Genomic DNA, 22910 nt, shown 5'->3' with positions numbered 1-22910 from the left:
GTGCACTGTCACCGGCGCACAAGCAGCCCCTCCAAGTCTCAGGCCGCCTGCGACTTCCGCTCCTTGGCTTCCGCCTCCGAACGAGCCTTCCAGAAGGTCATGTCGGCCTCTTTGCTGAACATGACCCGGACACCAGTCGCGCCCTTGCTCATCCGCAGGTTACCGCCGTTCTGGGCCCGGTGCTCGGCCACCCAGCGCTTGAACACCGGATCCTCGGCGGTGAGGCCCGCGAACTCGAGCACTCCGGAGATCTCTTCCTGCTTGCGACGCTTAACCATGGCTTAGATCCCTAGTGATGAAGGTGGAGAGCGCTGGTGCGATGCCGCTCAGCGATCCCCCTGGCTGCGGCCGCTCTGCGTGGCCTTGCTGACACCGCTCTGGTTGCCCTTGCCGGCCCCGCCATCGGAGCGGGCGTCCTTGGGGTTCGCCGAACTGCCGGCGGCACCCTTGCCGCCCTGGGGTGCACGACCAGCGGGCGGAAGGGGAGGGAGCTTAGCCATGAGAGAGCCTCGTGATACGGATGCAGGATGAACGAAGGGGCGAGGCGGACGTCGCAGCCCTGCGCAAAGCTGGCGACTGGTGACGTGTGAAGCTCGGGCAGAACGGCCCAAAGTTGGCGATCAGACGCGACCGCCCCAGGAGAGCGAACACCAACTCCGGGCGATGTCTGCCAAAGAAGATCGAGCGATTACAAGGCGATAAACCTTGTAGACTAGATCGCCCGAGTCCCAAGCTTCGGAGACGAATGCCTCTCCGGAGAGAGAAAACGCCGCTCGTTGCACCCTCGAAGTATCAAGGTGCACGCCAGAAATGTAGGGAAAACACACGGAAAAGCGCGATCCAAACGACCCCAGAGAAACGTTCCCTTGGAGAAGATTGGAGCAGCAGTAGGAGCTGGGCGCGAACCTTCTCTGGCGGGTGGCGCCAACCAGCGCGGGCGGTGCACCGGGCAGATGCCGTACCTTCTGGGAGGACGATGCTGGCCGCTCGCAGTGGGCTACGACCGGCGGGGACGCCCTGACCCCGGGCAGTGAAGCTCCAGGTGACAGAGCGGGCGATGTGTAAGACCGGGCTGCCCTAGCTCGGCCACCCGACTGGGTTCCCTGCAGCCGGACGTTATACGGGACAGAGCTCGTGGGCCAAGACCAGGCTTAAGGGTAGTCAGCCCCGTAGAGTGGCGAGCAGTTGAGCCGCAAGCGGGTGAGGCATTGATGGCAATTCGTTGGAATGAGCCGTTGGCCAACGGCTCCTCCATTCCGCGATCATCTCTCTGGCTTCGGCCTGCGGCGCCAGGCGATTAATGACCAGCACACCCGTATCGAGTAGCCAACTGCACGGAAGCTCAAGCTCGTGAAACTGTTCGGAAAGTGTATCTAATGCGTGGCGCGCTGCTCTGCAGAGTGCAGCTGCTTCGATTGTGGAAAGACCGCGCATATCTACTCCAGGTTGCAACTTGAATATCCCGCACGAAGCGGCACGGCCTGACAACCCACAAAGTGGGGGCGGCTATGATTTGCCTGAGTGCAAGCTGATAGCCCCAGTTGTCACTGCTACCTTCGCTATCGTCCCGAGCTTCGAGGATTTGCGCCTGGTCGGCTACCTCGGCCCAATTGGCATCCCGACAAAGTGCATGGGGGACACCACCAACGTCCTGATCGGCCACCGCTGTACGAAAGCCGAGTGCCAGGCCTCCTTGGAGACGCAGCTGGTTGTGCACGCCGCGCCCATGCTGGCCTGCGTGCCGGGGCGGACTAACCAGCTCGCGGCCGCGACTTCCTTTGCCTACAACGTCGGCAAGGGTGCTTGATGTCGCTCGACATTGTCGCGTTCGGCGTAGCGAGGCTGAGACAACAGATACTTCAATATTGTCCGGAGACACCCGAGTGGTTGAGATAGCCATCTCTGCCATGTTTGCCGGAAGCCGCTGCAGGAGCAGCACCCTCTGATTGACAGAAACTAAGTGAAGTGCAATCGCCGCTGAGAGGGTGGAGCGGTAGTATGGCATTTCTTTCCTACGCCCAGAATTTTGAGGATGTCCTCCTCTGGCGCGCGTTGAAAACAGTTCAAAACGGCTTCTATGTAGATGTCGGAGCAGCCGATCCGACCGATGACTCGGTTACAAAGGCTTTTTACGATCGTGGGTGGCGCGGTCTCAACATCGAGCCGGTACCCGAGTTTGCAGCCCGCCTTGCCGCTGCTCGCCCCCGAGACGTAAATTTGGGCGTCGCGGCTGGAGACAGAGCGGGTGAGACACAGCTTCACGTTATCCCTGGAACAGGGCTCTCCACGCTCCACCAGTCCGCTGTCCGGGAGATCACCGAAGGCTGGGAAGTGACGGTTCCACTCCGAACCTTGACCGACATTCTGACGGAACACGCTCCCAACACCATCCACTTCCTGAAGGTCGACGCCGAGGGTTCCGAATTGGCGGTGCTGTCCGGCTGCGACTTCACTCTGTTCAGGCCATGGATCGTGGTGATTGAGGCCACAGTTCCCGCAACCACCACTCCTGCCTATGCGGACTGGGAGCCGATACTGACACGGGCGAAGTACCGCAATGTCTTCTTCGACGGATTGAATCGCTACTACGTGCCCGAAGAGCGGTTCGAGATTTTGGCGCCGCACTTCCAGACGCCGGTCAATGTCTTTGACGATTTCGAGCGATATGTTGACGTGCGCGCTACCAGGCACGACCGGTCGGAAGTGCTGACCGCTGTGATGGCGAGGGCGCAGGTGGCCGAGGCCTCGGCGCGTGATGCTTACGCCCACGGTTTCGAGCTCGCTAGGGAGCTGGCGGAGGTAAAGCACACTGCGGAAGCCCGGTTTGCAGAGATGCAGGCGGGGATCGAAGCCCGAGATGAACATGTGGCGTTCAGGGACGTACAGATCGCGACACTGCATCGGCATATCGATGCCATGGATGCCCAGGCCGCCGCTCTGCGCCAGCAGCTTGACGCCATGGAGAGGCAGGCGGCCTTGGGGGATCACCTGGTTCGCGCCATGCGTGGCAGCCTGTCATGGCGCATCAGCCGACCTCTGCGGGTCGCCGGAACCACGGCTCGCAAGCTCGGCCTCCTGCAGCGCCTCCAAGAGCCTGAAGAGGTGACCAGTGATCCTCTGGAAGGGGCCGATCCGGTTGCCGTGATCGGGGATCAGCCGAAAGTTGGTGAGCGCGACGGAACCGTCGCGCATGGTGCCCCTGGTCATTCCGACGGACAGGCGGACTGCAAGTCGGATCGAGTGCTCGCCGGGACGGTGCACGTTCCTCGGCCGCTCACCGCCGTCCATCAATTTCACTCCGGCTCCGCCTACGGAGACGCGGTCACCGGCTCCATGCTGCTGATACGCGGCCTCCTTCGAGAAATGGGATACCGGAGCGAGATCTTTGTCGAACACCGCGACACCCGGCTGGCAGACGAGCTGCAGCTCCTCGACGATCTACCCCGGCACGCGGACCACGTCCTGATCGTCCATCACTCGATCGGCCACGACGCCCTAGACCGCATTCTCTCGATGCCGGCGCCGAAGATCCTGATGTATCATAACATCACGCCGCCGGAGTTCCTCGCCGGCTCGCCCCATGTGCAGCGCTATGCACGGCTGGGCCGCGAGCAGCTGAAAACGATGCGCGCGCACTTCATCGCCGCCCTTGCGGCGAGCGAGTATAATGCGAACGAGTTGCGAGTGCTCGGCTATGCGCCCGTTCGGGCCTGCACACTCCTCTTCGATCTTGAGGCGCTGCGCCGGCAGGCCTCGGTTTGGCGTGCACCGAGCGAGACCCGGCCTTTTACTGTCCTGTTCACCGGCCGCGTGGCCGGGGCCAAAGGCCAGGCCGAGGTTGTTGAAGCCTATGCCCGCTTCCGCACTGCGATGGACCAGCCGTGCCAGCTCGTCTTCGTGGGGCGGCTGGACGGCGCCGGCCCCTATTTGGCGGAAATCGACGCGGCGATGCGGCGGTACAAGCTTGAGGCGGAGCTGGTGCTCACTGGTCTCGTCTCTGAGGAGGAGCTGCACGCACGGTTCGCCGAGGCCGACCTGTACCTTTCCCTCAGCCACCACGAGGGCTTCGGCATTCCGCTGGTCGAGGCAATCGTCCATAGCCTGCCGGTTTTGGCTTGGCCGAGCGGCGCCATTCCCTACACACTGGGCGATAGCGACGGCCTGCTGGATAGCCGCGATCCGGACCGGGTTGCGGCCCGAATGCTGGCGATTGCTCGAGATCCCACGCACCGTGCCGCGCTGATTAAGGCCCAGCGTGCCGCGATCGATCGCTTCGCACTGCCGCGCCAGCTGCCGGCCCTGCACGAGGCGCTGGCCATGGCTGGCGCAGTGCCGCCGGCGGACGATAGGACCCGCGAAGCACTCCGCGACAACCTGCAGTTCACCGTCACCGGCCACGCTGCAGGCAGCTACAGCCTCGCCGCTGTGAACCGCGGCCTCGCGCGCGCGATCGAGGTGGCGCGCCCCGGGACCGTCCGCTTGCGGCCCGTCGAGGGCCAACGCACCGACGACCTGTCGGGCGTGCCGGCGGCGGAGCGGCCGGGCATCGCCCCGCTAGTAGAGCGTGGGCCCGCGGAGACCGGGCCCGAGGTGGTGATAAGCCAGCACTACCCTGTCCATGTCCCCGAGCACCCGGGCGACCTGCCTCTGGCGATGCTCTTTTGGGAGGAAAGCCTCCTACCCGCCGCCACGATCGAGGTACTCGCGGCGGGATTCCGCGCCGTCCTGGCGCCGACTGCCGTGGTCGCCAAGGCCCTCGTGGATTCCGGCCTGCCAATCCCGGTGCGCGTCACCGGCTACGCGCCAGAGCTGGACGCGATGGCGGCGATCGGGCGCGAGCGCGGAATGGCGCCTGAACCGGCCGACGGCCGCGTGCTCACCTTCCTGCACGTGTCCTCTTGCTTCCCGCGCAAAGGAGTAGACTTGCTACTGACGGGCTTCGCGCGCGCCTTCCGGCGCGGGGATGCGGTGCGGCTGGTCATCAAGGGCTTCCCCAACCCCCACAATACAGTCGCGGCTGATCTCGCCGCGATCCAAGCCTCCGACCCCGACGCGCCAACCATCGAATTGATCGACCGTGACCTGCCCGAGGCTGAGCTCCTAACGCTGTATCGCGAGGCGGATGCCATGGTCCTACCTACGAGGGGCGAGGGCTTTAACCTCCCAGCTGCGGAGGCCATGGCGGCCGGTCTTCCCCTGATCGTCACCGGCCACGGCGGCCACCTGGACTTCTGTGACGTGGAGACCGCACGCCTGCTGCGCTGGCGATTTGCCCCGTCCGGCAGCCATCTTGCCACTCCGGGCTCGCTCTGGGTGGAGCCTGACGAGAACGACTTGGTGGATGCTCTACGCGAGGTTGCATCCGCCCTTCGCACGCCGGCCGGCCGAGTGGTCCTGGCGGATAGAGTGCGTCGGGCCCGCCTCCAGGTGGCACAGCGCCTCCGGCCCGGAAGGACGGTGCGGAGGTTGGAGAAGGCAGCCCTCGATCTCCTCCTAGCACCGCCGATGCGACCCATCCGCGTGGCCTGGGTAACGAGTTGGGAGGTGCGCTGCGGTGTCGCGGAGTACGCACGGCAGCTTCTACAGGCCATGCCCGCCCATCCTGGAATTGCCTCACACGCCATCCTGGCGGATGACCGCTGGTCGGTGCAGAGCGGTTCGTCTTCCACCTCGCCACACGGTGTTCTGTCATCCTGGCGCATTGGCGACCCGGCGAGCTTGGCCGGCCTAGGCAGCGCCATTCAGGCCGAGGATCCGCAGGCAGTGGTCGTGCAGCATCAGCCAGGCCTCGTCAGCTGGGAAGCGCTGGCACGACTGCTCAACGCCCCGGCTCTCAGGGATCGCGCGGTCGCCGTGACGTTGCACAACACGCAGCATCTCCTTGAGCAGGAGGAGCCAAGCCGCGGGCAAACTCGCGATGCCCTGGCGCGGGTCGATCGGGTGCTGGTGCATTCCGTGGCCGATTTGGAGCGGCTGCGGACCATCGGGCTTTCCGGCAACGTCGCCTTGATGCCGCACGGGGTGAAGGCGCCGGCTGCCTCCTGGGAAGAGCTCGTAGGACCGCCTGTCATCGGCTGCTACGGCTTCTTCCTGCCCGGCAAGGGGATCAGCGAGCTAATCGGGGCCCTGGCGCTCCTCCGCCGCATCTGGCCGGAGGCACGGCTGCGCCTGGTGAACGCCGAATACGGGTCTCCCCTCTCGACGGAGGAAATCGCCCGCTGCCGAGCGATCGCGGTCGCCGAGGGAGTGGAGGCAGCGATTGAGTGGCACACCGACTTCTTAGCTGGCGAGGAGTCGCTCGCCCTCTTGGCTGGCTGCACTGTCATCGTGTTGCCGAACCAAGCCTCAAAGGAAAGCTCCAGCGCCTCCGTGCGAGACGCGTTGGCAGCCGGGCCACCCGTGATGGTTACCCCGCTCGCCATCTTTGACGAAGTCGGGGAGGCAGTGTTTCGGACCAGCGGCACGGATTCCGCCGACCTCAGCGTTGGGTTGGACACGCTTCTGCGCGACCCCACCCTACGCGAGACGTTGAGAGGGTCGGCTCGGGGCTGGCTGGCAGCCAGGTCCTGGGATTTGGTCGCGCGCCGGATGCAGAGCCTAATCCTTGGTCTTGCGGCCACTCGTCACCTCTACAATGGGCGTCTGGCCATGGACAAAGATGACGTTGTTGAGAGAACCGAGGGATAACGAACTTTAAATCTTTGGGGCTGCATCTAATACCCCTGCTCGTCAGTAATTCAGCAACAGCCGCTGGCTGTGCCCGTCACCCTCCATCACGCCTGACGGCGTCGGGCGGCGGTCCCGAACGTCCGGAGAATCCTAGTGATGACGAGCAAGACAGAAGTCGCGTCCGTGCCGGCCAAGACGAATTTGGGCCGCCGCTCGCTGGCTCGGCAAATCGGTGCGGGCACGGCCGCAGCCGTTGCGGTGACGGCGCTGACGACGGGCGGCCTGACCGTGGCGAGCAGCCCGGCCCAGGCGCAGTCCATCACCGACCCCGACATCTTCAACTTCGCGCTGAACCTCGAGTACCTCGAGGCAGAGTATTACGTGCGTGGCGTGACCGGCCAGGGCCTGTCCGACGCTGACGTAGGCGGCACGGGTACTTTGGGCGGTGTAACGGGCGGCCGCGCCGTTCCCTTCCGCTCTGACTACCTGCGCCAGTACCTCACCCGCATCGCGGTGGATGAGCAGGCGCATGTCCGCTTTATCCGCACGGTGCTGGGCTCTTCCGCCGTTGCGCGTCCGGCAATCGACTTCACGACAGCTTTCACCACGTTGGCGCGGGCCGCTGGCCTGATCAACAACAGCCAGACTTTCGATCCCTTCGCCGATGAGGTGAGCTTCCTTCTCGGTGCCTCGGTGTTCGAGGATGTTGGCGTGACCGCCTACAGCGGCGCTGCCGCTCTCATCACCAACCGCGACCTTCTCTCTTACGCCGCCTCGGTCCTCGCGGTCGAAGCGTACCACGCGGGCGCGGTGCGCACGCTGATCGCCAACATCGGCGGCGGTGAGGCCTTCAACAAGATTGCGGCTCTCCGTGCCGTTCTCTCCGGTCGCAACGACGAAGTCGGCATTCTCGTCCCCGGCAATCAGTTCAACTTCGCGCCGACGGACGACCAGGCGCAGACGTTCCGTCGCACGCCGCGACAGGTGCTGAACATCGTTTACGGGGCGCAGAACGCGGCGGCCGGTCTCTTCTTCCCGGCCGGCGCGAACGGCACGATCCGGGCCTGAACGGGGTGGGGCGGCGGTGGCCGCCCTTTCCATCTTCAGTAGAATGCGGCGGCGGCTTGTGGCCGGCGCCGCATCTGCCTATCGAACCACCTGTCGTGAGACAAACAAACGCGTCGCGGCGCCGACGACCCGCGCGCGATAGGACTGGTGGAGTACCGGCGTATGGGAATGGTAGTTACCGACCGCGCGCATCAGGTCGCCGCCCGAGGCATCCAAATGTGTGCGCAAAATGAGGCCGGCCGCAGCGATATTGAAGCAGGGTCGGTCTATCAACCGCTTGCGCACCTCCGCCCGATCGAGCCCGGTGTAGCGGACCAGGGCAGGCAGCCAGACGCTGTTGATCTGCATCACCCCGTAATCTTCGCTCCCGTTGGTGTTGGTCATTATCAGCCCCGGTCGCCCGCCCTCGACCGAGTGGATGGAGGGGAGGACGCGCGGCGGCAGGGCGTAGATCTGGGCGACGAGGGCCATGCAGGAGAGGAAGGGGACGCTCACGCGCTGATCCTCCCATCGTGCCCAACATCAAGCAAGGCGAGCGATGCTGGCTTTACCTTGCTTGAGATCCTCGTGGTAGTCGCCATCCTCGGCCTACTGATCGGGCTGGTCGCGCCCGCGGCCCTCCGCCAGCTCGGTGGCGCCCGCAGTTCCGTCGCCCGCCAGTCGATCGAGCGGATCGTCGCAATCCTCGACCTCTACCGCCTCGACGCCGGCCGCTATCCGACGAGCGAGGAGGGTCTCCAGGCTCTTGTCCAGCGCCCATCCGGCGCGGCGGCCTGGAATGGTCCTTACCTCCGGGGTGAGGGCCTTCCGGTGGATCCCTGGAACCGCCCCTACGAGTATCGTAGCCCTTCCACCCGCAGCGGCCGTGATTTTGACCTTTGTTCGCGGGGGCCTGACGGCACGGGTGCGGGCGACAGCCTGATCTGCAATCAGTAGGGGTGCGCGGCAGGTCAGTCGTCCAACCGCTCCCAGGACAGGATGCGGTAGGGCCGCTCTGCCAGGGCGCTGCCGAGGCGCACCACCGCGCGCCGGGTGAACCGCCCGCCCTCGCGCGCGGAAGCTGCGGCAGAGATGGCGAAGACCCGCAGCCCGGCGCCGCTCGCGCGCGGGAAGTCTGCCTGCCCTGTCACGTCCCGGATTGCCTGCTGCACCAGCGGCGGGGCCAGCGCCCCCTCCGGGTCGCCCTCCCGCAACACGGTGAGGTTCGGCGCCAGCCGCTCGAGCAACGCCGACGTCATGCCCAGAACGAGACCGAGCTCCGCGACGGAGCGGAAGGGCGCCTCCGGCGGTCCGTAACCGAGCCCGGCCTGACGGTATTCTGGTGCCTTGGCTCCGAGTGGCCGCGGGGTGGTGGAGCGGGTGCGCCAGTCGGCGATGGCGGCGGTGATCGATTGCGCCTGGCGCTGGTCGGCCCCGGCGCGGCGCAGCAATGCCTGCATCAGCGCGTCAGACACCCCGTTCGGGTTCACCAGCCCGGCCTGATCCTCCACGCTCACGCTGGCGCCACCACCGGGCAGCGCAAGCTGCCGCTCGAACCTCCGAACCGGGCTCTCTCCGCGCCAGCCGGACTCGCCTGGGGTGAGCAGCCGGAAGATCGCCTCGTGGATGGCGGCATCGGCGATCGCCTCGGCCGTGGCGGCCGCCCGCAGATTGGCGGAGAGCCGCACCTCCCCCCGCCCACCGGCGACGAGGGAGGAGACGATCAGCGTCAACAGCACCAGCGTCCACAGGACGAGGAGAAGCGCAAACCCGCGCTCCCCCGGCTGTACGGACCTAGCGCTGATCAAGCCCAAGCCGCCGCCGCACCCGTGCCTGCGGATCGGGTGAGCCGGACAGGGGAAGCGATTGCAGCTCACCCGGCAAGGCGGCAGCGTTGGAGAGGCTGTCGCGCAGATCCTCGGTCAGGGCCCGGGCGTCGCGCTGGTCGTTGATGACGCGGGGCGTGATCAGCACCAGCAGCTCCGTCCGCTGCCGCTGGTTGTCCTGGCTGCTGACGAGCGAGCCTAGGATCGGGATGTTGCTCAGCCAGGGGATACCCTGGTTCCCTCGGGAGGCGTTGTCGCGGATCAGGCCGGCCAAGCCAACGGTCTGGCCGTCCTGCACCGCAACGCGCGTGCGAACCACGCGCTGCGAGAAAGTGGGCGAGTTCAGGCCGGTGGTGGTGGTGCCCGCGACGACGTCACTCACCTCCTGGCTGATGTCGAGAGTGACGAGCCCCCCGGAGTTTACCCGTGGCGTGACCTCCATAATCACGCCGGTCTCCCGGTAGTCCACCGAGGAGACGATGGGCGCGCCGGTCGTCAAAGTGCTTTGCGCGCTTTGCGTCAGGAACGGGACAAGCTGGCCGACCTGGAGGCGCGCCGGCTCGTTGTCGAGCACCACGAGTTGCGGCGAGGAGAGCACGCGCACGTCCGTCACCGCCTGCAGCGCCGAGATCGCCAGCGGCGCCCCGGTGCCCGCGCGCCCCGCAACGACGAAACCGGGGATGGCGGTGTTCAACCCGGCGGACGCCGCGGTGGCGACGGCGGTGGAGAGCACGCCGTTGAACTCGCCGGCACGGAAGAAGAATTGTGTGCCGTACTGCAGCTGGTCGTTCAGCGTCACCTCGGCGATGGTGGCGTCGATCCTCACCTGAAGCGGCAGGATATCGAGCCGTCGGAGGGTCGCCTCCAGCGTCTCCCGCTCCTGCGGCGTGGCGTATACGAGCAGAGAGTTGTTCTGCGGGTGCGGGATGATCCGCATGCTGTCCGGTGCCGCCCCGCCACCCCCGCCGCCGGTATCCCCGGGCTCCAGCCCGCCAAGCAACGGGTTGGCCGAGCTGTCCGCCGCGGCCGGGGCCGAGGGGGCCAGCACCGAAGCACCGCCCGAGGCGCTGCCGCCCGACTGCCCGAGTCCGCTCGAGCCGCCACCGCTGCGCCCTCCGATCCCCGCGCTGGTGCCGATGCTCGATCCGCCGATGCCGGTGCTGCTGGTGCCGCCGCCCGCGCCGGAAGACACGCCTCGGGTCTGCCTGCCCGGCGCGGTTCCGCCCACCGGCGTTGGTTGCGCCGTCACACGACCAGGGGTGAAGGCTTGCTGCAGGACGTAGGCGATGTCGTTGCTGCGGCCGTTCTGCAGATAGTAGACGCTCCATCCCCGCACATTGGCGCGACGTGTGCGCTCTACCAGGGAGTAGACGCGGCGGGCATCTTCAACGTACCGGGGCTGGGCCGACACGACGAGCACGGCATTGATCCGCTGCATCGGCACTACGCGCACCAGTCCAGCTAGCGAGCCTCCACCCTGGCCGCCGCCGGCCGACTGCCCACGCAGAGCTTCTTGCAGGGCGGTCGCGTAGTCGCGCGCGTCGCCGGCCGCCACGGGGAACACGGCGTAGGACTGTCCGGCAAGGATGTTGATGTCGAAGGCCGCGATCAGGCTGAGCAGCGTGTCCCGTGTCGCGGGATCGCCGCCAACAAGCACGGCGTTGCGCCCGGCGTCGGCAACGATACGTCCGCCGCCTGCCACGAAGGGCTGCAGCACCCGGGCGAGATCCTCGGCCGCCGCGTAGCGCAATGGCACCGCCGTGCTGCCGGCCATTCCGGCTAGGGTGCCGCCTGCTGCCGGTGCCGCCACTGCCTGGGCGGCGCCCTGAGCTGCGGCGAGGGGTGTCACGCGGTACAGCCCCCCATTCTGCACCAGCGTCGCGCCGTTTTGCGCGAGCAAGGTGTTCAGCGTCGCCAACGCCTGCACGCGGTCGAGGCGCTGCGGGGTGCGCAGCGTGACGGTGCCACGAACCGACGGGTCGATGGTGTAGTTCACCCGTAGAATGTTTCCGAGGACTTGGGCCACGACCTCGCGGATGTCGGTGTCGGCGAAATCGAGCGCGATGTCGGCGGCGCCTGGCGCGATTCCCTGCCCCAGCCCGGCCGTACCCGCCGCCGCTGTGCCAAGGCTGGTGGGGGTGCCGAGACTGATCTGGGGAGACAGGTTGGCGGCCGGCGTGCCGAGCACCCCGTTCACACGCGCCGTAGCCGCGCTGGTCCCCGCGGCAACCGGAGGCAGAGGTTCCAGCAGCGAAGGCTCGCGTGTGGCGCAACCGGCGAGCAGGGCGAGCACCGGCAGAAGCCGCGGCGCCACGGCCCCGGGGTTCATCGGCTGCCCCCGGCAGCAGCACTGGGAGCGTTGCGGTTCATGTTGCGCAGGATGTCCATTCCGGACGGGGTGGCGTTCTGCTCGAAGGGCACCGCCTCTTCTGCCGTGCCCGGGGCGCCGGGGCTAGAGCCACCGGGCAGCGGGTTGGCAGACTGTCCGGGAATCGGTGGGCCTGGAGAGGGCGGCAGCACTCCTGGAGCGCCGAGGCCCGGTGGCCCCTGTCCGGCGACCGATCCTGCAAGCGACCCACTGGCTGGCACCGGGGACCGGGCTGCGACGGGTGCGGCCGGCCGGGTCGGGTCAAATCCCGGATTGACGGTCCGGGCTCCGCCCGGCCCTGTCAGCAGAACCTGCCCCGGCTCGATCCGCATGACCGTGTATCCGCCGATCCGGCCACCCTCCTGCACGACCACAGGGGCCGGGCCGCTGGCGAAGATGGCGCTGCGGCCAGCCGAGGTGACCAGCGTGCCTGTCAGACGGGGCAGGGCAGTGCCGGATGTAGGTGCCACCGCGCTGCCCTGCATCAACGGCCGGCGGTCCGGGTTGAACAGGGGGCGGGCCAGGACCGTCGCGGCCCATTCCGCCGTCCGGCCCGGACCGCCACCCGCCGAAGCGGGAGAGGTGGCGGGGGCCACCCGGCGAGGGGCCGCCTGCGGCAAGTTGGCTTCCATGTTTCCAGTCGGATCCAGATCGAGGAGGATGATGGCTGATAGGGCCGAGGCGAGCAGACCGAGAAGGAGGAAGGGAAGACGGCTCATCGGGCTACCACCTCGCCGCCCGCTCGGAATGCGAGGACGGTCAGGCTGGCGGAAACCGGCCGCCCCGCACCGGGCGCGATTGAGGGAGCGTTCTGCACCTGCAACTCGTCCACCAGCATGCGCGGCGTGCCCTCCTCTAGGGCCTGCAGCAGCCCGACAAGCGCTGGCCAGGAACCGCTGACCGAGAGGCGAAGGCTGACTCGGCGGTAGCGCCCGGCCGCTTCGGCCGGCAGCAACTCCGCGCTGGCGAGCGCTAACCCGGCGCGCGAGGCCATCTCCTGCACTTGGCCCTGGAGCGACGCGCCCGCGATGGAATCGGAAGCGCCCTCTAGCAGAGCAGGGGGCGCACCGCCGCCGGCCTCCGCCTCTTGCCGGATCCGCGGCAGGGTTTCTGCGACCATCGCCATGCGCGTCGCGAGGGCGGTCCGCTGGGCCAACCGCTCCGCCCGCGCTGCATGCCAGTCTATCAAGGGCGCCACCGCGCCCAGCCAGATCGCGGCCAGGAGCAGCCCCGTGATGCCCAGTGCCAACAGCCTCCCGCGCCGGCCCGTGGGCAGCGCGTTCACGAGCCGAACTCCACTCGTATGGTAAAGAGCTCGCTCTGGCTGCCCTCCTGCCGCGTCACCGGGGCGGCGAAAGCGGCTGCGCGAATGGACGGATCGGAAGAGAGCGCCGCAATTAGCCGGGCCGCGCCGCCGGACGGGCCCGTTGCGGACTGGCCGGTCAGTGTCGCCACCCCCTGGCGTAAGGCCAGCGCCGTCAGATGGGTGTCGTCCGGCAGGATGGCGGTGAGGGCGGCCAGAGCCTCCAGCGGCCGGCCGAGCCGCGATGCTTCCGCCGCCAGCGCGTCGCTGCTGCCGGCGCGTTCAGCAGCCCGGCGTCGCAGCGCCTCGACCTGCGTCACAACGGGACGCGCTGCGGCGATACGCGCCTCGGCCTCGTCCAATGCGCGTTCCTGGCGAAGAAATGGCAGAATGACAGCTGTTACACCGAGCGCGGCGCAAGCGGCGGTCGCCAGTCGCAACGCCCGTCGCCGTCCGGCCGGAGCTTGAAGCGCACCGGGCGCTGTCAGTCCAAAGGACCAGGTGCCCCCCTCGGCGCGGGGCGCGGTGAGGCCGTTCGGCGTAAGTGAGGCGGCCCGCAGTACCTCCAGCACTTCGCCATGCTCCGCGCGGGGAACCAGGGCGAGGCGTAGGTGGAGCTGGCTGGTAGCAGCGTCGCGGCGCTCTACCGCATAGGTCCAGAAGACCTCATCACTGGCGAAAGGGGACAGGCGGTCCAGTTCATAAGCCAGGACACGATCCAGCTCCGGTTCCGTCGCCAATGGCAGGGTTACCGGGCGCTCCAGCACGCCACCGGCGGGAAGGCGCAGCAGCACGCGCGGCGATCGACGCCCGAGCCCGGCTGCGCGCCGCATGGCCGTCACCCCTGCTACGTCCGTCGCGAACGTTCCGATCGGGGCTTCGCGCCCGCGCCGGCGACGGGACAGGGCCAGGGCACCACCGGGGAGTGGCGAGGCTAGCACGGCATCGGTACGGTCCTCGGCCTGGCGCAGGCCGGCGGGCAGCAAGTCGCGCAGCTGCACGGCCCACCACACGGCCAAGTCGCTCACCAGCCCCACCTGCGCATCCCCCCGGTCGCGCCCGAAATCTATACCGACCCCGCATCGGGCGCCATGGAACCGTCCTACCCGCCATCCCGATCCCGCCGCGGCGCGACGACAATGTCCGGCCAGTGCCGGCCGCTGCCGGCCGGAAAGGTGAGCCTCAGTCGGATCAGAGCCGGCAGCAGCGGCTGCGCCCAGGATCCCTGCCACGTTGCCGTACCGCCCCCCTCCGGCCGGCCCCAATAGGCAATGTCGAGCGCTGCGACCCCCTCCAGCAGCATGGCCCGCTCCGACGGCGGAGCAGCCGCCAGCAGTACGACGTGACGCGCGGGGGCCCAACGCATGACGAGCCGTCCTCCCTCAACCGCGAGCCGCACCTCCGCCGTGCCGTCCCCCAGGGCCGCCGCGGCCGCGCCGAGATCGGTGACCATCCGCAAAGCGCGCTGGTCTCCCTCGACGACTGGCTCTTCGCGGGCATTGCCGGGGTCCATGCCCTCCACCAGGCGGCGCAGAACGCGGTCCACCGCCTCCAACTCCCCCGCCGTTGCGGCACGGGCGGCTTGACGGTCCAGCGCCCGCAGCCCGAAGCGCGTGCCCTGGGTCAGCCCAGCCATGAGGAAGCCGAGCACGACTAGGGCTACAAGAACTTCGAGCAGGGTGAAACCGGCGTCGCGTGGCGAAGCGGGCACAACCGGGGGGAAGTCTCCCCCGGACTTGCGTTTTGATCCCGCCCACTTCTCGGGCGCGCCACGGATTATGACGTCGCGATTCCTCGAGAAACGAAATGAAGGTCTGGGATAACTCCTTCCTCCAGCCTTGCTCGTGTTCGCCGTCACGGCGCGCGCGCCGTCGGCGGCCCCAGCCGGCGAGTTTCCAACTGCACGTTGCGCGATCCGTTGCCCTCGCCCCAGGCGACGGCGACCGCGATCCCGTAAAGGGACGGCGCGGGAGGCCCCTCGCGGACGGGGGCGCCCTCCGACACGAGCGAGACCCGCACGCGCCAGCGATAGCCGCCACCCTCCTCGCCCTGCCTGTCGCTGGGCTGGAGCGGCATGGCCTCGGTGGCCGCGAGGCGTGAGCGGGCGCGGGAGAGGGCTTCCTGGTAGCGCGCGGCCGTGTCGGCGGCGGCCTGGCCTTCGATGGCCGTGCGAAACAGCACCGCGAGCGCCATCGCGGCGATGAGGAAGGCGATCAGCACTTCGAGCAGGGTAAAGCCTGCCTCCCGCTCAGGGCGCATCGGCCACCGTTACCCGTCCCGTCAGCCAGTCCACTGAAACGAGCCGGCGGACCGATCCGGCAGCGATGCGGATCCGTCCGCCGGAGGAGCTGCCATCGGGCGAGAAGCCAATTCCTGAAGCGGTGCGGCTCTCGCCGGCTTCCCCGGAGGCGGCGGTCATGGCGAGGTCGATGGCGGGCGGCAAAGGCCTCACCGGACCGTCACCGATGCGGTATGCATGGCGGGCAACATCCAGCACGAAGGTCACGCGGCGATTGGTGGCGATCGCGAGACCGCGCGCTTGCCGCAGCGCAAGAGCCACCTCGCCGGCGGCCTCACGCGCCTCCAGTGATGGGCTTCTGACAGGGCCGCGCTGGGCGACAAGGCCGAGAGCCAGGCCGATCACGGCCACCACCACCAGCACCTCCAACAACGTGAAACCGGCCTGCCGCGCGACGCCCATCCTAGCCGGCGAGATCGTTGAGGCTGAGCATGGCAAGCAGCAGCGAGGCGACGATGCCCGCGATCAGGGCGCCCATTACCACGGTGATCCCTGGCACGAGCAGCGAGACCAGCCGCTCCATCCCGAGCCGCGCGGCCTCCTCGTGGATTTCGGCGGCCCGCAGGGCCATGGGGCCGAGTTGAGCGGTCTCGTGACCCAGACGCAGGAGTGTGGTCAGGCGCGGTGGGAAAACGCCGGAGGCCTGGAGCGTGGCGGAGAGGTCCTCACCGCCGCGCGCAGTGAGGGCGGCACGGTTCACCACCTCCTCTGCCTCACGATTGCCGAGGGTGCCGCGCGCCACCTCCATCGCGCCAATCAACGGCACGCCGTTGACTAGCAGCGTGCCCAGCGCCCGGCCAAAGCGCGCCGCCAGCACGTCCCGGATCAGCCCGCCGAGAACGGGCACGCGCAGCAACAGCCGGTCCCGCGCCAGCCGCGGGCCGGGTTGGCGCATCAAGGCGCGGAAGACGACGACGCCGGCCAGCAGCGCCAGCAGGCCGTAGAGGCCAAAGGCTGAGACGGCTTTCCCGGCATCGACGAGGAACTGCGTCGAGGCAGGCAGGGAGGCGCCGCTCTGCTCAAACAGCGGCACGAACTGCGGCAGCACGGAGGTCAGCAGCAGCGCGATGGAGCCGATTGCCGCCACCAGCAGAATGGAAGGGTAGATCATCGCAGAGCGTATGCCGGCGGCCATGGCTCGCTGCCGCTCCATCAAGCCAGCCAACCGCTCCAGCGTCGGCGCCAGCCGCCCGCCGACTTCGCCTGCCCGCACCATGCCGAGATAGAGGGCCGGGAAGGTGCCGGGGTGGCGGGACAATGCGGCGGTAAGGGAGGCGCCGTCCCGCACCGTGGCTCGAAGCCCGTCCAGCAGGGCGGCAACGCGGCGGCTGGGCGCCGTTTCGATTAGGAAGCGGAGTGAGCGGTCGAGGTCGAGCCCCGCACCGAGCATGACGGCCAGGCCGCGCGTGAAGTCTGTCACTTCCTGCCGCGAAACACCGGAGCCGCCGCCCAGCGGCGTGTCGAGCAAGGTGCGAAGCCGCCCGCCGGTGTCGGGCTCGGCTTTCATGGGGATGGCTCCCTCGCTCTGCAGTCGGCGAATCACCGCGGCCTCGTCGGCGGCCTCCATCACGCCATGCCGCATGTCGCCGGCCGGGGTAACGGCAGTGTAGCGGAAGGCGGGCATCAGGCGCCTCTCATCAGGCGTCGGAGGCGCGTATGCTACGGACCACATCTTCAAGCGCCGTCTCGCCTGACAGTGCCGCATCCAACCCGGCATCAAGCATCGGCACCATGCCATTGGCGACCGCGGCGCGCTCTATTGCACCCTGGTCGGCACGCTCAAAGATCAGGCGCTCAATCGCGACGTTCGGCTCTAAAAATTCGGCGATTGCCATTCGGCCGCGATAACCGGTGCTTCGGCAGTGCTCGCATCCGACGGGGTGCCAGAGGCGGATCGGACCTTCCGGTTTGCGGCGGCGCAGGTCGAAGCGCTCCACAAGCGCGGCGGGCGCATCCTCATGGCGTCGGCAGTGCGGACAAAGGCGGCGCACCAGGCGCTGCGCCAGCACGCCGCGCAGCACGGCCGTCAGCAGGTAATCCTCCAGCCCCATGTCGCGCAGGCGTGCAATGGTGGCCGCCGCCGAGTTGGTGTGGACGGTGGAGAGCACGAGATGTCCGGTCAGCGCCGCCTGAACCGCGATCTGCGCCGTCTCGCCGTCGCGGATCTCGCCGACCATGATGACGTCGGGGTTGTGGCGTAGCTCCGCGCGCAGCAGCGAGGCGAAGGTGAGGTCGATCCCCGGCTTCACCTGGCTCTGCACGATGCCGGCGAGCTGGTACTCGATCGGGTCCTCGATCGTGACAACCTTGCGCTCCACCGCGTTCAAGCCGAGCAGGCCAGTGTAGAGTGTAGTGGTCTTGCCCGAGCCCGTTGGACCACTGACGAGCACGATGCCGTTTGGCAGCTCTAGTGCCGTGCGGAAACGTTCGACGACGCCCTTCGCGAGGCCTAGCGCGTCATAGTTCAGCGCCACCGCGCTGCGGTCGAGCACGCGCATCACCACCGTCTCACCATGTAGCGACGGGATGGTGGCGACGCGGAAGTCGATCTCCTGGCCGCGCACGGCCATCTTGATGCGCCCGTCCTGAGGCATCTGGCGCTGCGCGATATCCAGCCGCGCCATGATCTTGATGCGCGAGACGATGGCCGCCGCCAGCCGCGCGGGAGGCGGCTCTATCTCCTGCAGCAAGCCGTCGTTGCGAAGTCGGATGCGGAGGCGATCTTCGAAGGGCTCGATATGGATGTCGGAGGCCCTCGTCTCCACGGCGCGTGCGATGATGCCATTCACCAGGCGGATCACCGGCGCCTCGCTTGCAAGGTCCTTCAGCCGCTCCGCGTCCTCCTCGAGCGGCCCCTCGTCGCTTTCCGTCTCCGGCGCGGCGGTCGGGCCGTCGGGGTAGAGGCGGTCGATAGCGGCCTCCAGCTCCACCGGAACCGCGATCTCGGCCACCACCACCCGGCTGGTGGCAGCTGCGATTGCAGCAGGAGTGAAAGGATCCAGCGGGTCAGCCAGCGCCACCGACAGCACCTCTCCGTCCAGAGACAGGGGCAGGGCGCGGGCCTGGCGCAGGAAGCGGGCGGTCAGCCTATCCGGCAGCACGGGGGTGACAGGGTATCGAGAGGGCGGCGCGACCGGGAGGCCCAGCAGATCGGCAAAGCCTTGGGCCAACTCGCGCTCGGTGATCAAGCCGAGCTGGATGAGGACGGCGTCGATCCGCCGCCCTGTGCCTGCCGCCATGCCGCGGGCCCGCTCCACGGCCCGTGCGTCGCACCGGCCCTGAGCGACAAGAAGTCGCAGCAGCCTCTCCGCATTTGGGGCCTCGGCGTCGGAAGCCTGGTCGGGGGTCTCGATGGTTCGTGCGGCCGATGGCATAAGGACGGGGCACCTTGCGGCATTCTGCCGAGGTAACCATGCGGACCGGCGGGCGCAAGGACCGCGCCGGGGAGGGGATGACTCTGCCCGACTGGCTGGCCCCGCTGCTACTCTCACCCTTGGTCGGCAGCTTCCTTGGCGTTCTGATCCGCAGGCTTCCGCGCGGTGAGCCGGTGGCGCTGTCCCGTTCCCGTTGCGAATCCTGCGGGCGGACCCTGAGCGCGGCTGAGCTGGTCCCGCTGCTGAGCCATCTTGCCTCTCGTGGCCGCTGCCTCGGCTGCAGAGCCCGGATCGCGTCATTCCACTGGAAGGTGGAGCTCGCCGCGCTCGGCGTTGCGCTCTGGGCCGTGCTGGCCACTGGCGAGCTGGGTTCGGCGGCCCGACTCTGGGCTGATTGCGCCATGGGGTGGACCCTGCTGGCCCTCATCTGGATCGACCTAGAGCATGGCCGCCTGCCGGACGTGCTGACCCTTCCGCTTGTAGTAGCGGGCCTCGCCGTCACCTGGGCGCTGGAGCCCTGGGCCGTGACGGACCATGCCATCGGGGTCCTGACCGGCTATGCCGCCTTTCGACTTCTCGCCGTCGCCTACCGCGCTTGGCGCGGACGCGAGGGGCTCGGCGGCGGTGATGCCAAGTTGCTCGCGGCGGCGGGCGCCTGGGTCGGGTGGCAGGGACTGGACCTGGTGCTACTTATCGCGGCTCTGGCCGGCCTAGCCACCGCCCTCATGCGCCGGCGGCCGGGCGAGCAGCTAGGCGCGGCCACCTCGGTTCCCTTCGGGCCGGCGCTCGCCCTCGGCTTGTGGCTCGTGCGGCTCCACGCCGGTATCCTGCTGAGTTAGGCCCGGCGCATTGCCGCGCTACGATCCGCGCGGCAACATGCCGTCGGGGGCGAAGGAGCCGAGCATGCAACGACAAATGCGGGCTGCGATCGCGGCCTGCGCCGTGCTGGGCACCGTCGCGATCGGACCGGAGGTGCGGGCGGGAACGCCCACGCTCCTATGCCAGCGTGACGAGGTGCTGAGGATTGTCGACCGCACGGTGCGCCGCTGGAACCTGTACAACCGCATTGTTGACGGCAGCGCGGTCGAGACGCCAACCACCGTCAGCAACGCGGTGATCTGCCACGCCACGATGACGAGCGTCGCCTATGAGCTGACGCCGGAAGGCTGGCTCCCCCGCCCGGTGCAGGAGCTGCGACGTTTTGACGTACAGGTGGTCGGCAACCGCCTCTTCGTGCAGGTCCCGCCATGAGGACTGTGCGGCCGGCGGACGACTTGGTCCCTGCTAGACAGGGAGCTATCCCAGCGCGCCCAGGTCGGGCGCGCCGCGTCGGGCTTGTAGATGGGGAGTGCTACTGACGTGTCGTTGCCATCGGAACGCGAGACCACGCCCTGGACAATCCCCTATGACGGCCGCGCATCGCTCGACGACATCTTTCATTGTTTTCGTCTGCTGTTGGGCCGCCATCCTAATCAGGAGGAATGGCCGGGCCACTCGTCCCGCGTTGGCGAACCGTTGGAAGCTGTCGTCGGTAGTTATGTAAACAGCCTCGAGTTTGCGCGGCGCGCTCTGTCGGAGGCGGATGCAAGCGCGAATTACGCGATCGCGGAGGGGGAAGGCTTCCGCCTCTTCGCCTCGCCCTCCGATGCCGCCGTGGGCCGGCATGTTCTTGCCGGCGAGTACGAGAACGAGGTCGTGGCGGTGTTCCGTTCGGTGCTGCGGCCGGGCATGGGCGTGCTCGATATTGGCGCTAATATCGGATACTTCAGCATGCTTTCGGCCATGCTTGTTGGGCCGTCCGGCCGGGTTTTTGCGGTCGAGCCGAACCCTGGCAATGCGCGGATGATTGAGGCTAGCCGAGTGTTGAACGGCTTTGGTCAGGTTACAGTGCTGCAGGCTGGCGCAGGCCGGGCGGTGGGGCTGCTGGCCCTCAACACCTCACACTCGAACGGCACGACTTCCACGCTTGAGGCGAGGAGCGCGTCGATCCTGGAGGCTCGAACCGTCGCCTGTTTGCCCCTGGACAGCGTTGTTCCGATTGCCGATTCGATCGACCTGATCAAAATTGATGTCGAAGGGGCTGAGTACAACGCCCTATTCGGATGTCGGACGATCATTCAGAGGCACCGCCCTGTCATCATCAGCGAGTTCAGCCCTGGCCTGATGGCCGGCATCTCCGGCATCTCCGGAGAGGGGTACCTGAACTGGCTATCGGACCTTGGCTACGATCTCTTCTCCATCGAGCCTGACGGCTCGCTTTCTGCGGCTAATGGCGATCCGGAGGTAATCATGGCCACGTATCGGCGGCGGGGAACCGATCACATAGACATCGTTGCCCGTCCCCGCCCTCGAGGGTTCTGGAAGCGCGCACTTGGCTATTTTGTTCAACCGAGCAAAGCATAGTCACGCGAGGAGGTTGCTTTACCCACGCCACCCTGACCGTCCCTCGGCAGGGCTCCGGGTCGTAGGACCCGATGATCGGGTCCGACCAGGGACCTGACCATGACGAAGCCGCTTTCCCCCACCCAGGCGCAGATCCTGACCTCGGCCGCCCAGCATCCAGCGCGATTGGTCGAGGCGCCTTCGAGCCTGCCCGTGGCTGCCCGGAATGTGGTCTTCCAGAGCATGCTCAGGGCCGGGCTGCTGGAGGAGGTGTCTGGCGACGATGGGACCTTGCTGCGCATCACCGCGGCGGGGCTGACGGCGGTGGGTGCACCGGGCGCTGCGGAGCCGGCCAAAGAGGCCGTCGTGGGCGCGCAGGAGGGCGGGGATGGGGAGCAGGCCAACATCGGCCCAGCAAGAGGCCCAAGGGCGGCCAGCGCCGCCCACTGTGCCGCAGCCCGCATCTCGCTCCGAGACGCTGCCACCGCCTTGCTCGTGGCCTGGGACGCCGGCTTGGAGCGTCCTGCCCTGCCCACTTCCATCGAGGCGCTCAGGGCGGCCCTGAGGTGCGGTGGCGCAACCCGTCCACCTCGCGACGCCGCCATCCTGCGCACCCCACGCCAGGGCACAAAACAGCAGGCCGTCCTCACCCTCCTGCGTCGTGAGAAGGGCGCCACCATCGCTCAGGTTATGGACGCGACCGGCTGGGCCCAGCACACGGTCCGGGGCTTCCTGGCAGGGCTTAAGAAGAAGGGCCACGCGGTCGAGGTGCTGGAGCGGGTGCGCCAGGTCGGGCCCGGAGCGCAGGGCGCGAAGGGTAGCTACTCGGTCTATCGCATCGGCTCGGGAGAGCAGGGCTGATGACCACCCCGCGTCGCTCGCCCACCCAGCTCCGCTACGCTGTCGCCCTCTATCGCGTCTCCACCGCTGAGCAGGGGCACTCCGGCCTGGGGCTCGAGGCGCAGCAGGTCAGCGTCCGCGCCTTCGTCGAGCGCGAGGGCTGGATGCTTGTCGCCGAGCACCAGGACATTGCGTCGGGCAAGGACGACCGCAGGCCGGGGTTCCAGGCAGCCCTAGCCCGCTGCCGTCAGCTCGGGGCAGTGTTGGTGGCCGCCCGCCTCGATCGGATTACTCGGCGCGCCCACACGCTGTCCGGCCTGCTGGAGGAAGGGATCTCGATCCGGGCAGCCGACATGCCCGGCGCTGATGACCTGATGATGCGGGTCTATGCGGCGATGGCGCAAAAGGAGCGGGAGCTCATCTCAGAGCGGACCCGGGCTGCGCTGGCCGCGGCACGGGCGAGGGGGGCAGTGCTGGGCGGGGATCGGGGGTGGAGGCCGCCTGTGCCGCCCTGTACTGCAGCGGCGGCTGCCAGCAGGGGTGAGCAGGCTATTCGCACGGCACACCGGCTCGCGCTGGAGGTCGAGAGACTGCAGGCTCAGGGCGTCACTACGCACCAGGGGATTGCGCGAGCACTGACCGAAAGAGGAGTGGCGACGCCTCGAGGTGGAGTGGTCTGGACGCACACGACGGTGGCGCGGGTGCTGGAACGGCTCGGGGCGTAGCGGCCGACTTTGGCCGGAAGCTGCCCGACCGCTTTGAGCTGGGGCACGCGAGAAGCGGATCTCAAATCCGAAGACGT

21 protein-coding genes are annotated in these 22910 nt (G+C 68.0%); 9 read left to right on the top strand and 12 right to left on the bottom strand.

The window, feature by feature from the left end; genetic code table 11:
- Positions 1-38 precede the first annotated feature (38 nt).
- Positions 39-278 carry a hypothetical protein gene (locus ACVBD7_RS16055; protein ID WP_458094239.1) on the bottom strand — a complete coding sequence of 80 codons (240 nt, stop codon included), beginning with the start codon at positions 276-278 and terminating at the stop codon, positions 39-41.
- Positions 279-1453: 1175 nt separating this feature from the next.
- On the opposite strand from ACVBD7_RS16055, the gene ACVBD7_RS16050 reads away from it, so the two are divergent.
- The 3 genes from ACVBD7_RS16050 to ACVBD7_RS16040 all read left to right on the top strand — a co-directional run bounded on the left by ACVBD7_RS16050 (position 1454) and on the right by ACVBD7_RS16040 (position 7737).
- Positions 1454-1807: a glycoside hydrolase family protein gene (locus ACVBD7_RS16050; RefSeq protein WP_458094238.1), complete on the top strand. Its 354-nt coding sequence runs from the start codon at positions 1454-1456 to the stop codon at positions 1805-1807.
- A gap of 191 nt (positions 1808-1998) precedes the next feature.
- Positions 1999-6687 (top strand): FkbM family methyltransferase, encoded by a 4689-nt coding sequence (locus ACVBD7_RS16045; protein ID WP_458094237.1) that lies wholly within the window; start codon positions 1999-2001, stop codon positions 6685-6687.
- 138 nt (positions 6688-6825) lie between these two features.
- The gene (locus tag ACVBD7_RS16040) at positions 6826-7737 is read left to right on the top strand and encodes a ferritin-like domain-containing protein (RefSeq protein ID WP_458094236.1); all 912 of its coding nucleotides are present in this window, start codon (positions 6826-6828) and stop codon (positions 7735-7737) included.
- Positions 7738-7815: 78 nt separating this feature from the next.
- On the opposite strand, the gene ACVBD7_RS16035 is transcribed toward ACVBD7_RS16040, so the two are convergent.
- Positions 7816-8232: a lytic transglycosylase domain-containing protein gene (locus ACVBD7_RS16035; protein WP_458094235.1), complete on the bottom strand. Its 417-nt coding sequence runs from the start codon at positions 8230-8232 to the stop codon at positions 7816-7818.
- A gap of 57 nt (positions 8233-8289) precedes the next feature.
- Here ACVBD7_RS16035 and gspG point away from each other — a divergent pair, with 57 nt between their 5' ends.
- Positions 8290-8673 (top strand): type II secretion system major pseudopilin GspG, encoded by a 384-nt coding sequence (gene gspG, locus ACVBD7_RS16030; RefSeq protein ID WP_458094234.1) that lies wholly within the window; start codon positions 8290-8292, stop codon positions 8671-8673.
- Between the two features lie 14 nt (positions 8674-8687).
- Here gspG and ACVBD7_RS16025 read toward each other — a convergent pair whose 3' ends face one another.
- The 10 genes from ACVBD7_RS16025 to ACVBD7_RS15980 all read right to left on the bottom strand — a co-directional run bounded on the left by ACVBD7_RS16025 (position 8688) and on the right by ACVBD7_RS15980 (position 18751).
- Entirely contained in the window at positions 8688-9524 is an 837-nt protein-coding gene (locus ACVBD7_RS16025; protein ID WP_458094233.1) for a general secretion pathway protein GspK, read from the bottom strand.
- Entirely contained in the window at positions 9511-11871 is a 2361-nt protein-coding gene (gene gspD / locus ACVBD7_RS16020) for a type II secretion system secretin GspD (RefSeq protein WP_458094232.1), read from the bottom strand. Before gspD ends, ACVBD7_RS16025 begins: the two co-directional genes overlap by 14 nt.
- Positions 11868-12629, bottom strand: coding sequence for a hypothetical protein (locus tag ACVBD7_RS16015; RefSeq protein ID WP_458094231.1), 762 nt, complete (start codon positions 12627-12629; stop codon positions 11868-11870). The genes gspD and ACVBD7_RS16015 overlap by 4 nt, the downstream gene beginning before the upstream one ends.
- Entirely contained in the window at positions 12626-13195 is a 570-nt protein-coding gene (gene gspM, locus ACVBD7_RS16010) for a type II secretion system protein GspM (RefSeq protein ID WP_458094230.1), read from the bottom strand. The genes ACVBD7_RS16015 and gspM overlap by 4 nt, the downstream gene beginning before the upstream one ends.
- The gene (locus tag ACVBD7_RS16005; protein ID WP_458094229.1) at positions 13192-14241 is read right to left on the bottom strand and encodes a PilN domain-containing protein; all 1050 of its coding nucleotides are present in this window, start codon (positions 14239-14241) and stop codon (positions 13192-13194) included. Before ACVBD7_RS16005 ends, gspM begins: the two co-directional genes overlap by 4 nt.
- Before the next feature lie 74 nt (positions 14242-14315).
- Positions 14316-14924: a prepilin-type N-terminal cleavage/methylation domain-containing protein gene (locus ACVBD7_RS16000; RefSeq protein WP_458094228.1), complete on the bottom strand. Its 609-nt coding sequence runs from the start codon at positions 14922-14924 to the stop codon at positions 14316-14318.
- Between the two features lie 143 nt (positions 14925-15067).
- Entirely contained in the window at positions 15068-15472 is a 405-nt protein-coding gene (locus tag ACVBD7_RS15995) for a type IV pilus modification PilV family protein (protein ID WP_458094227.1), read from the bottom strand.
- Positions 15462-15914: a GspH/FimT family pseudopilin gene (locus ACVBD7_RS15990; RefSeq protein WP_458094226.1), complete on the bottom strand. Its 453-nt coding sequence runs from the start codon at positions 15912-15914 to the stop codon at positions 15462-15464. Before ACVBD7_RS15990 ends, ACVBD7_RS15995 begins: the two co-directional genes overlap by 11 nt.
- Before the next feature lies 1 nt (position 15915).
- Positions 15916-17136: a type II secretion system F family protein gene (locus tag ACVBD7_RS15985; RefSeq protein ID WP_458094225.1), complete on the bottom strand. Its 1221-nt coding sequence runs from the start codon at positions 17134-17136 to the stop codon at positions 15916-15918.
- Between the two features lie 13 nt (positions 17137-17149).
- Positions 17150-18751: a GspE/PulE family protein gene (locus ACVBD7_RS15980; RefSeq protein WP_458094224.1), complete on the bottom strand. Its 1602-nt coding sequence runs from the start codon at positions 18749-18751 to the stop codon at positions 17150-17152.
- A 149-nt stretch (positions 18752-18900) separates the two neighbouring features.
- On the opposite strand from ACVBD7_RS15980, the gene ACVBD7_RS15975 reads away from it, so the two are divergent.
- From ACVBD7_RS15975 to ACVBD7_RS15955, 5 genes are all read left to right on the top strand, one after another.
- The gene (locus ACVBD7_RS15975; RefSeq protein ID WP_458094223.1) at positions 18901-19725 is read left to right on the top strand and encodes a prepilin peptidase; all 825 of its coding nucleotides are present in this window, start codon (positions 18901-18903) and stop codon (positions 19723-19725) included.
- Positions 19726-19789: 64 nt separating this feature from the next.
- On the top strand, positions 19790-20137 hold the full coding sequence (locus ACVBD7_RS15970; protein ID WP_458094222.1) for a hypothetical protein: 348 nt from the start codon (positions 19790-19792) through the stop codon (positions 20135-20137).
- A gap of 108 nt (positions 20138-20245) precedes the next feature.
- Positions 20246-21289 (top strand): FkbM family methyltransferase, encoded by a 1044-nt coding sequence (locus ACVBD7_RS15965; protein ID WP_458094221.1) that lies wholly within the window; start codon positions 20246-20248, stop codon positions 21287-21289.
- A gap of 99 nt (positions 21290-21388) precedes the next feature.
- On the top strand, positions 21389-22129 hold the full coding sequence (locus ACVBD7_RS15960; protein WP_458094220.1) for a DUF3489 domain-containing protein: 741 nt from the start codon (positions 21389-21391) through the stop codon (positions 22127-22129).
- Positions 22129-22833, top strand: a complete 705-nt coding sequence (locus tag ACVBD7_RS15955; protein WP_458094219.1) for a recombinase family protein — start codon at positions 22129-22131, stop codon at positions 22831-22833. The genes ACVBD7_RS15960 and ACVBD7_RS15955 overlap by 1 nt, the downstream gene beginning before the upstream one ends.
- The last annotated feature ends 77 nt before the right edge of the window (positions 22834-22910 follow it).

It is taken from the genome of Roseomonas sp. WA12, assembly GCF_054165765.1.
This window is presented reverse-complemented; position numbering and strand designations above follow the sequence as displayed.

Excerpts from the sequence above, each read along its gene's own strand:
- gspD (WP_458094232.1), bottom strand. The coding sequence starts at position 11,871 with ATGAACCCCGGGGCCGTGGCGCCGCGGCTTCTGCCGGTGCTCGCCCTG.
- ACVBD7_RS15970 (WP_458094222.1), top strand. The coding sequence starts at position 19,790 with ATGCAACGACAAATGCGGGCTGCGATCGCGGCCTGCGCCGTGCTGGGC.
- ACVBD7_RS16015 (WP_458094231.1), bottom strand. The coding sequence starts at position 12,629 with ATGAGCCGTCTTCCCTTCCTCCTTCTCGGTCTGCTCGCCTCGGCCCTA.
- ACVBD7_RS15995 (WP_458094227.1), bottom strand. The coding sequence starts at position 15,472 with ATGCGCCCTGAGCGGGAGGCAGGCTTTACCCTGCTCGAAGTGCTGATC.
- ACVBD7_RS16045 (WP_458094237.1), top strand. The coding sequence starts at position 1,999 with ATGGCATTTCTTTCCTACGCCCAGAATTTTGAGGATGTCCTCCTCTGG.
- ACVBD7_RS15980 (WP_458094224.1), bottom strand. The coding sequence starts at position 18,751 with ATGGCGGCAGGCACAGGGCGGCGGATCGACGCCGTCCTCATCCAGCTC.
- ACVBD7_RS16055 (WP_458094239.1), bottom strand. The coding sequence starts at position 278 with ATGGTTAAGCGTCGCAAGCAGGAAGAGATCTCCGGAGTGCTCGAGTTC.
- ACVBD7_RS15960 (WP_458094220.1), top strand. The coding sequence starts at position 21,389 with ATGACGAAGCCGCTTTCCCCCACCCAGGCGCAGATCCTGACCTCGGCC.
- ACVBD7_RS15990 (WP_458094226.1), bottom strand. The coding sequence starts at position 15,914 with ATGGGCGTCGCGCGGCAGGCCGGTTTCACGTTGTTGGAGGTGCTGGTG.
- ACVBD7_RS15985 (WP_458094225.1), bottom strand. The coding sequence starts at position 17,136 with ATGCCCGCCTTCCGCTACACTGCCGTTACCCCGGCCGGCGACATGCGG.
- ACVBD7_RS15955 (WP_458094219.1), top strand. The coding sequence starts at position 22,129 with ATGACCACCCCGCGTCGCTCGCCCACCCAGCTCCGCTACGCTGTCGCC.
- ACVBD7_RS16040 (WP_458094236.1), top strand. The coding sequence starts at position 6,826 with ATGACGAGCAAGACAGAAGTCGCGTCCGTGCCGGCCAAGACGAATTTG.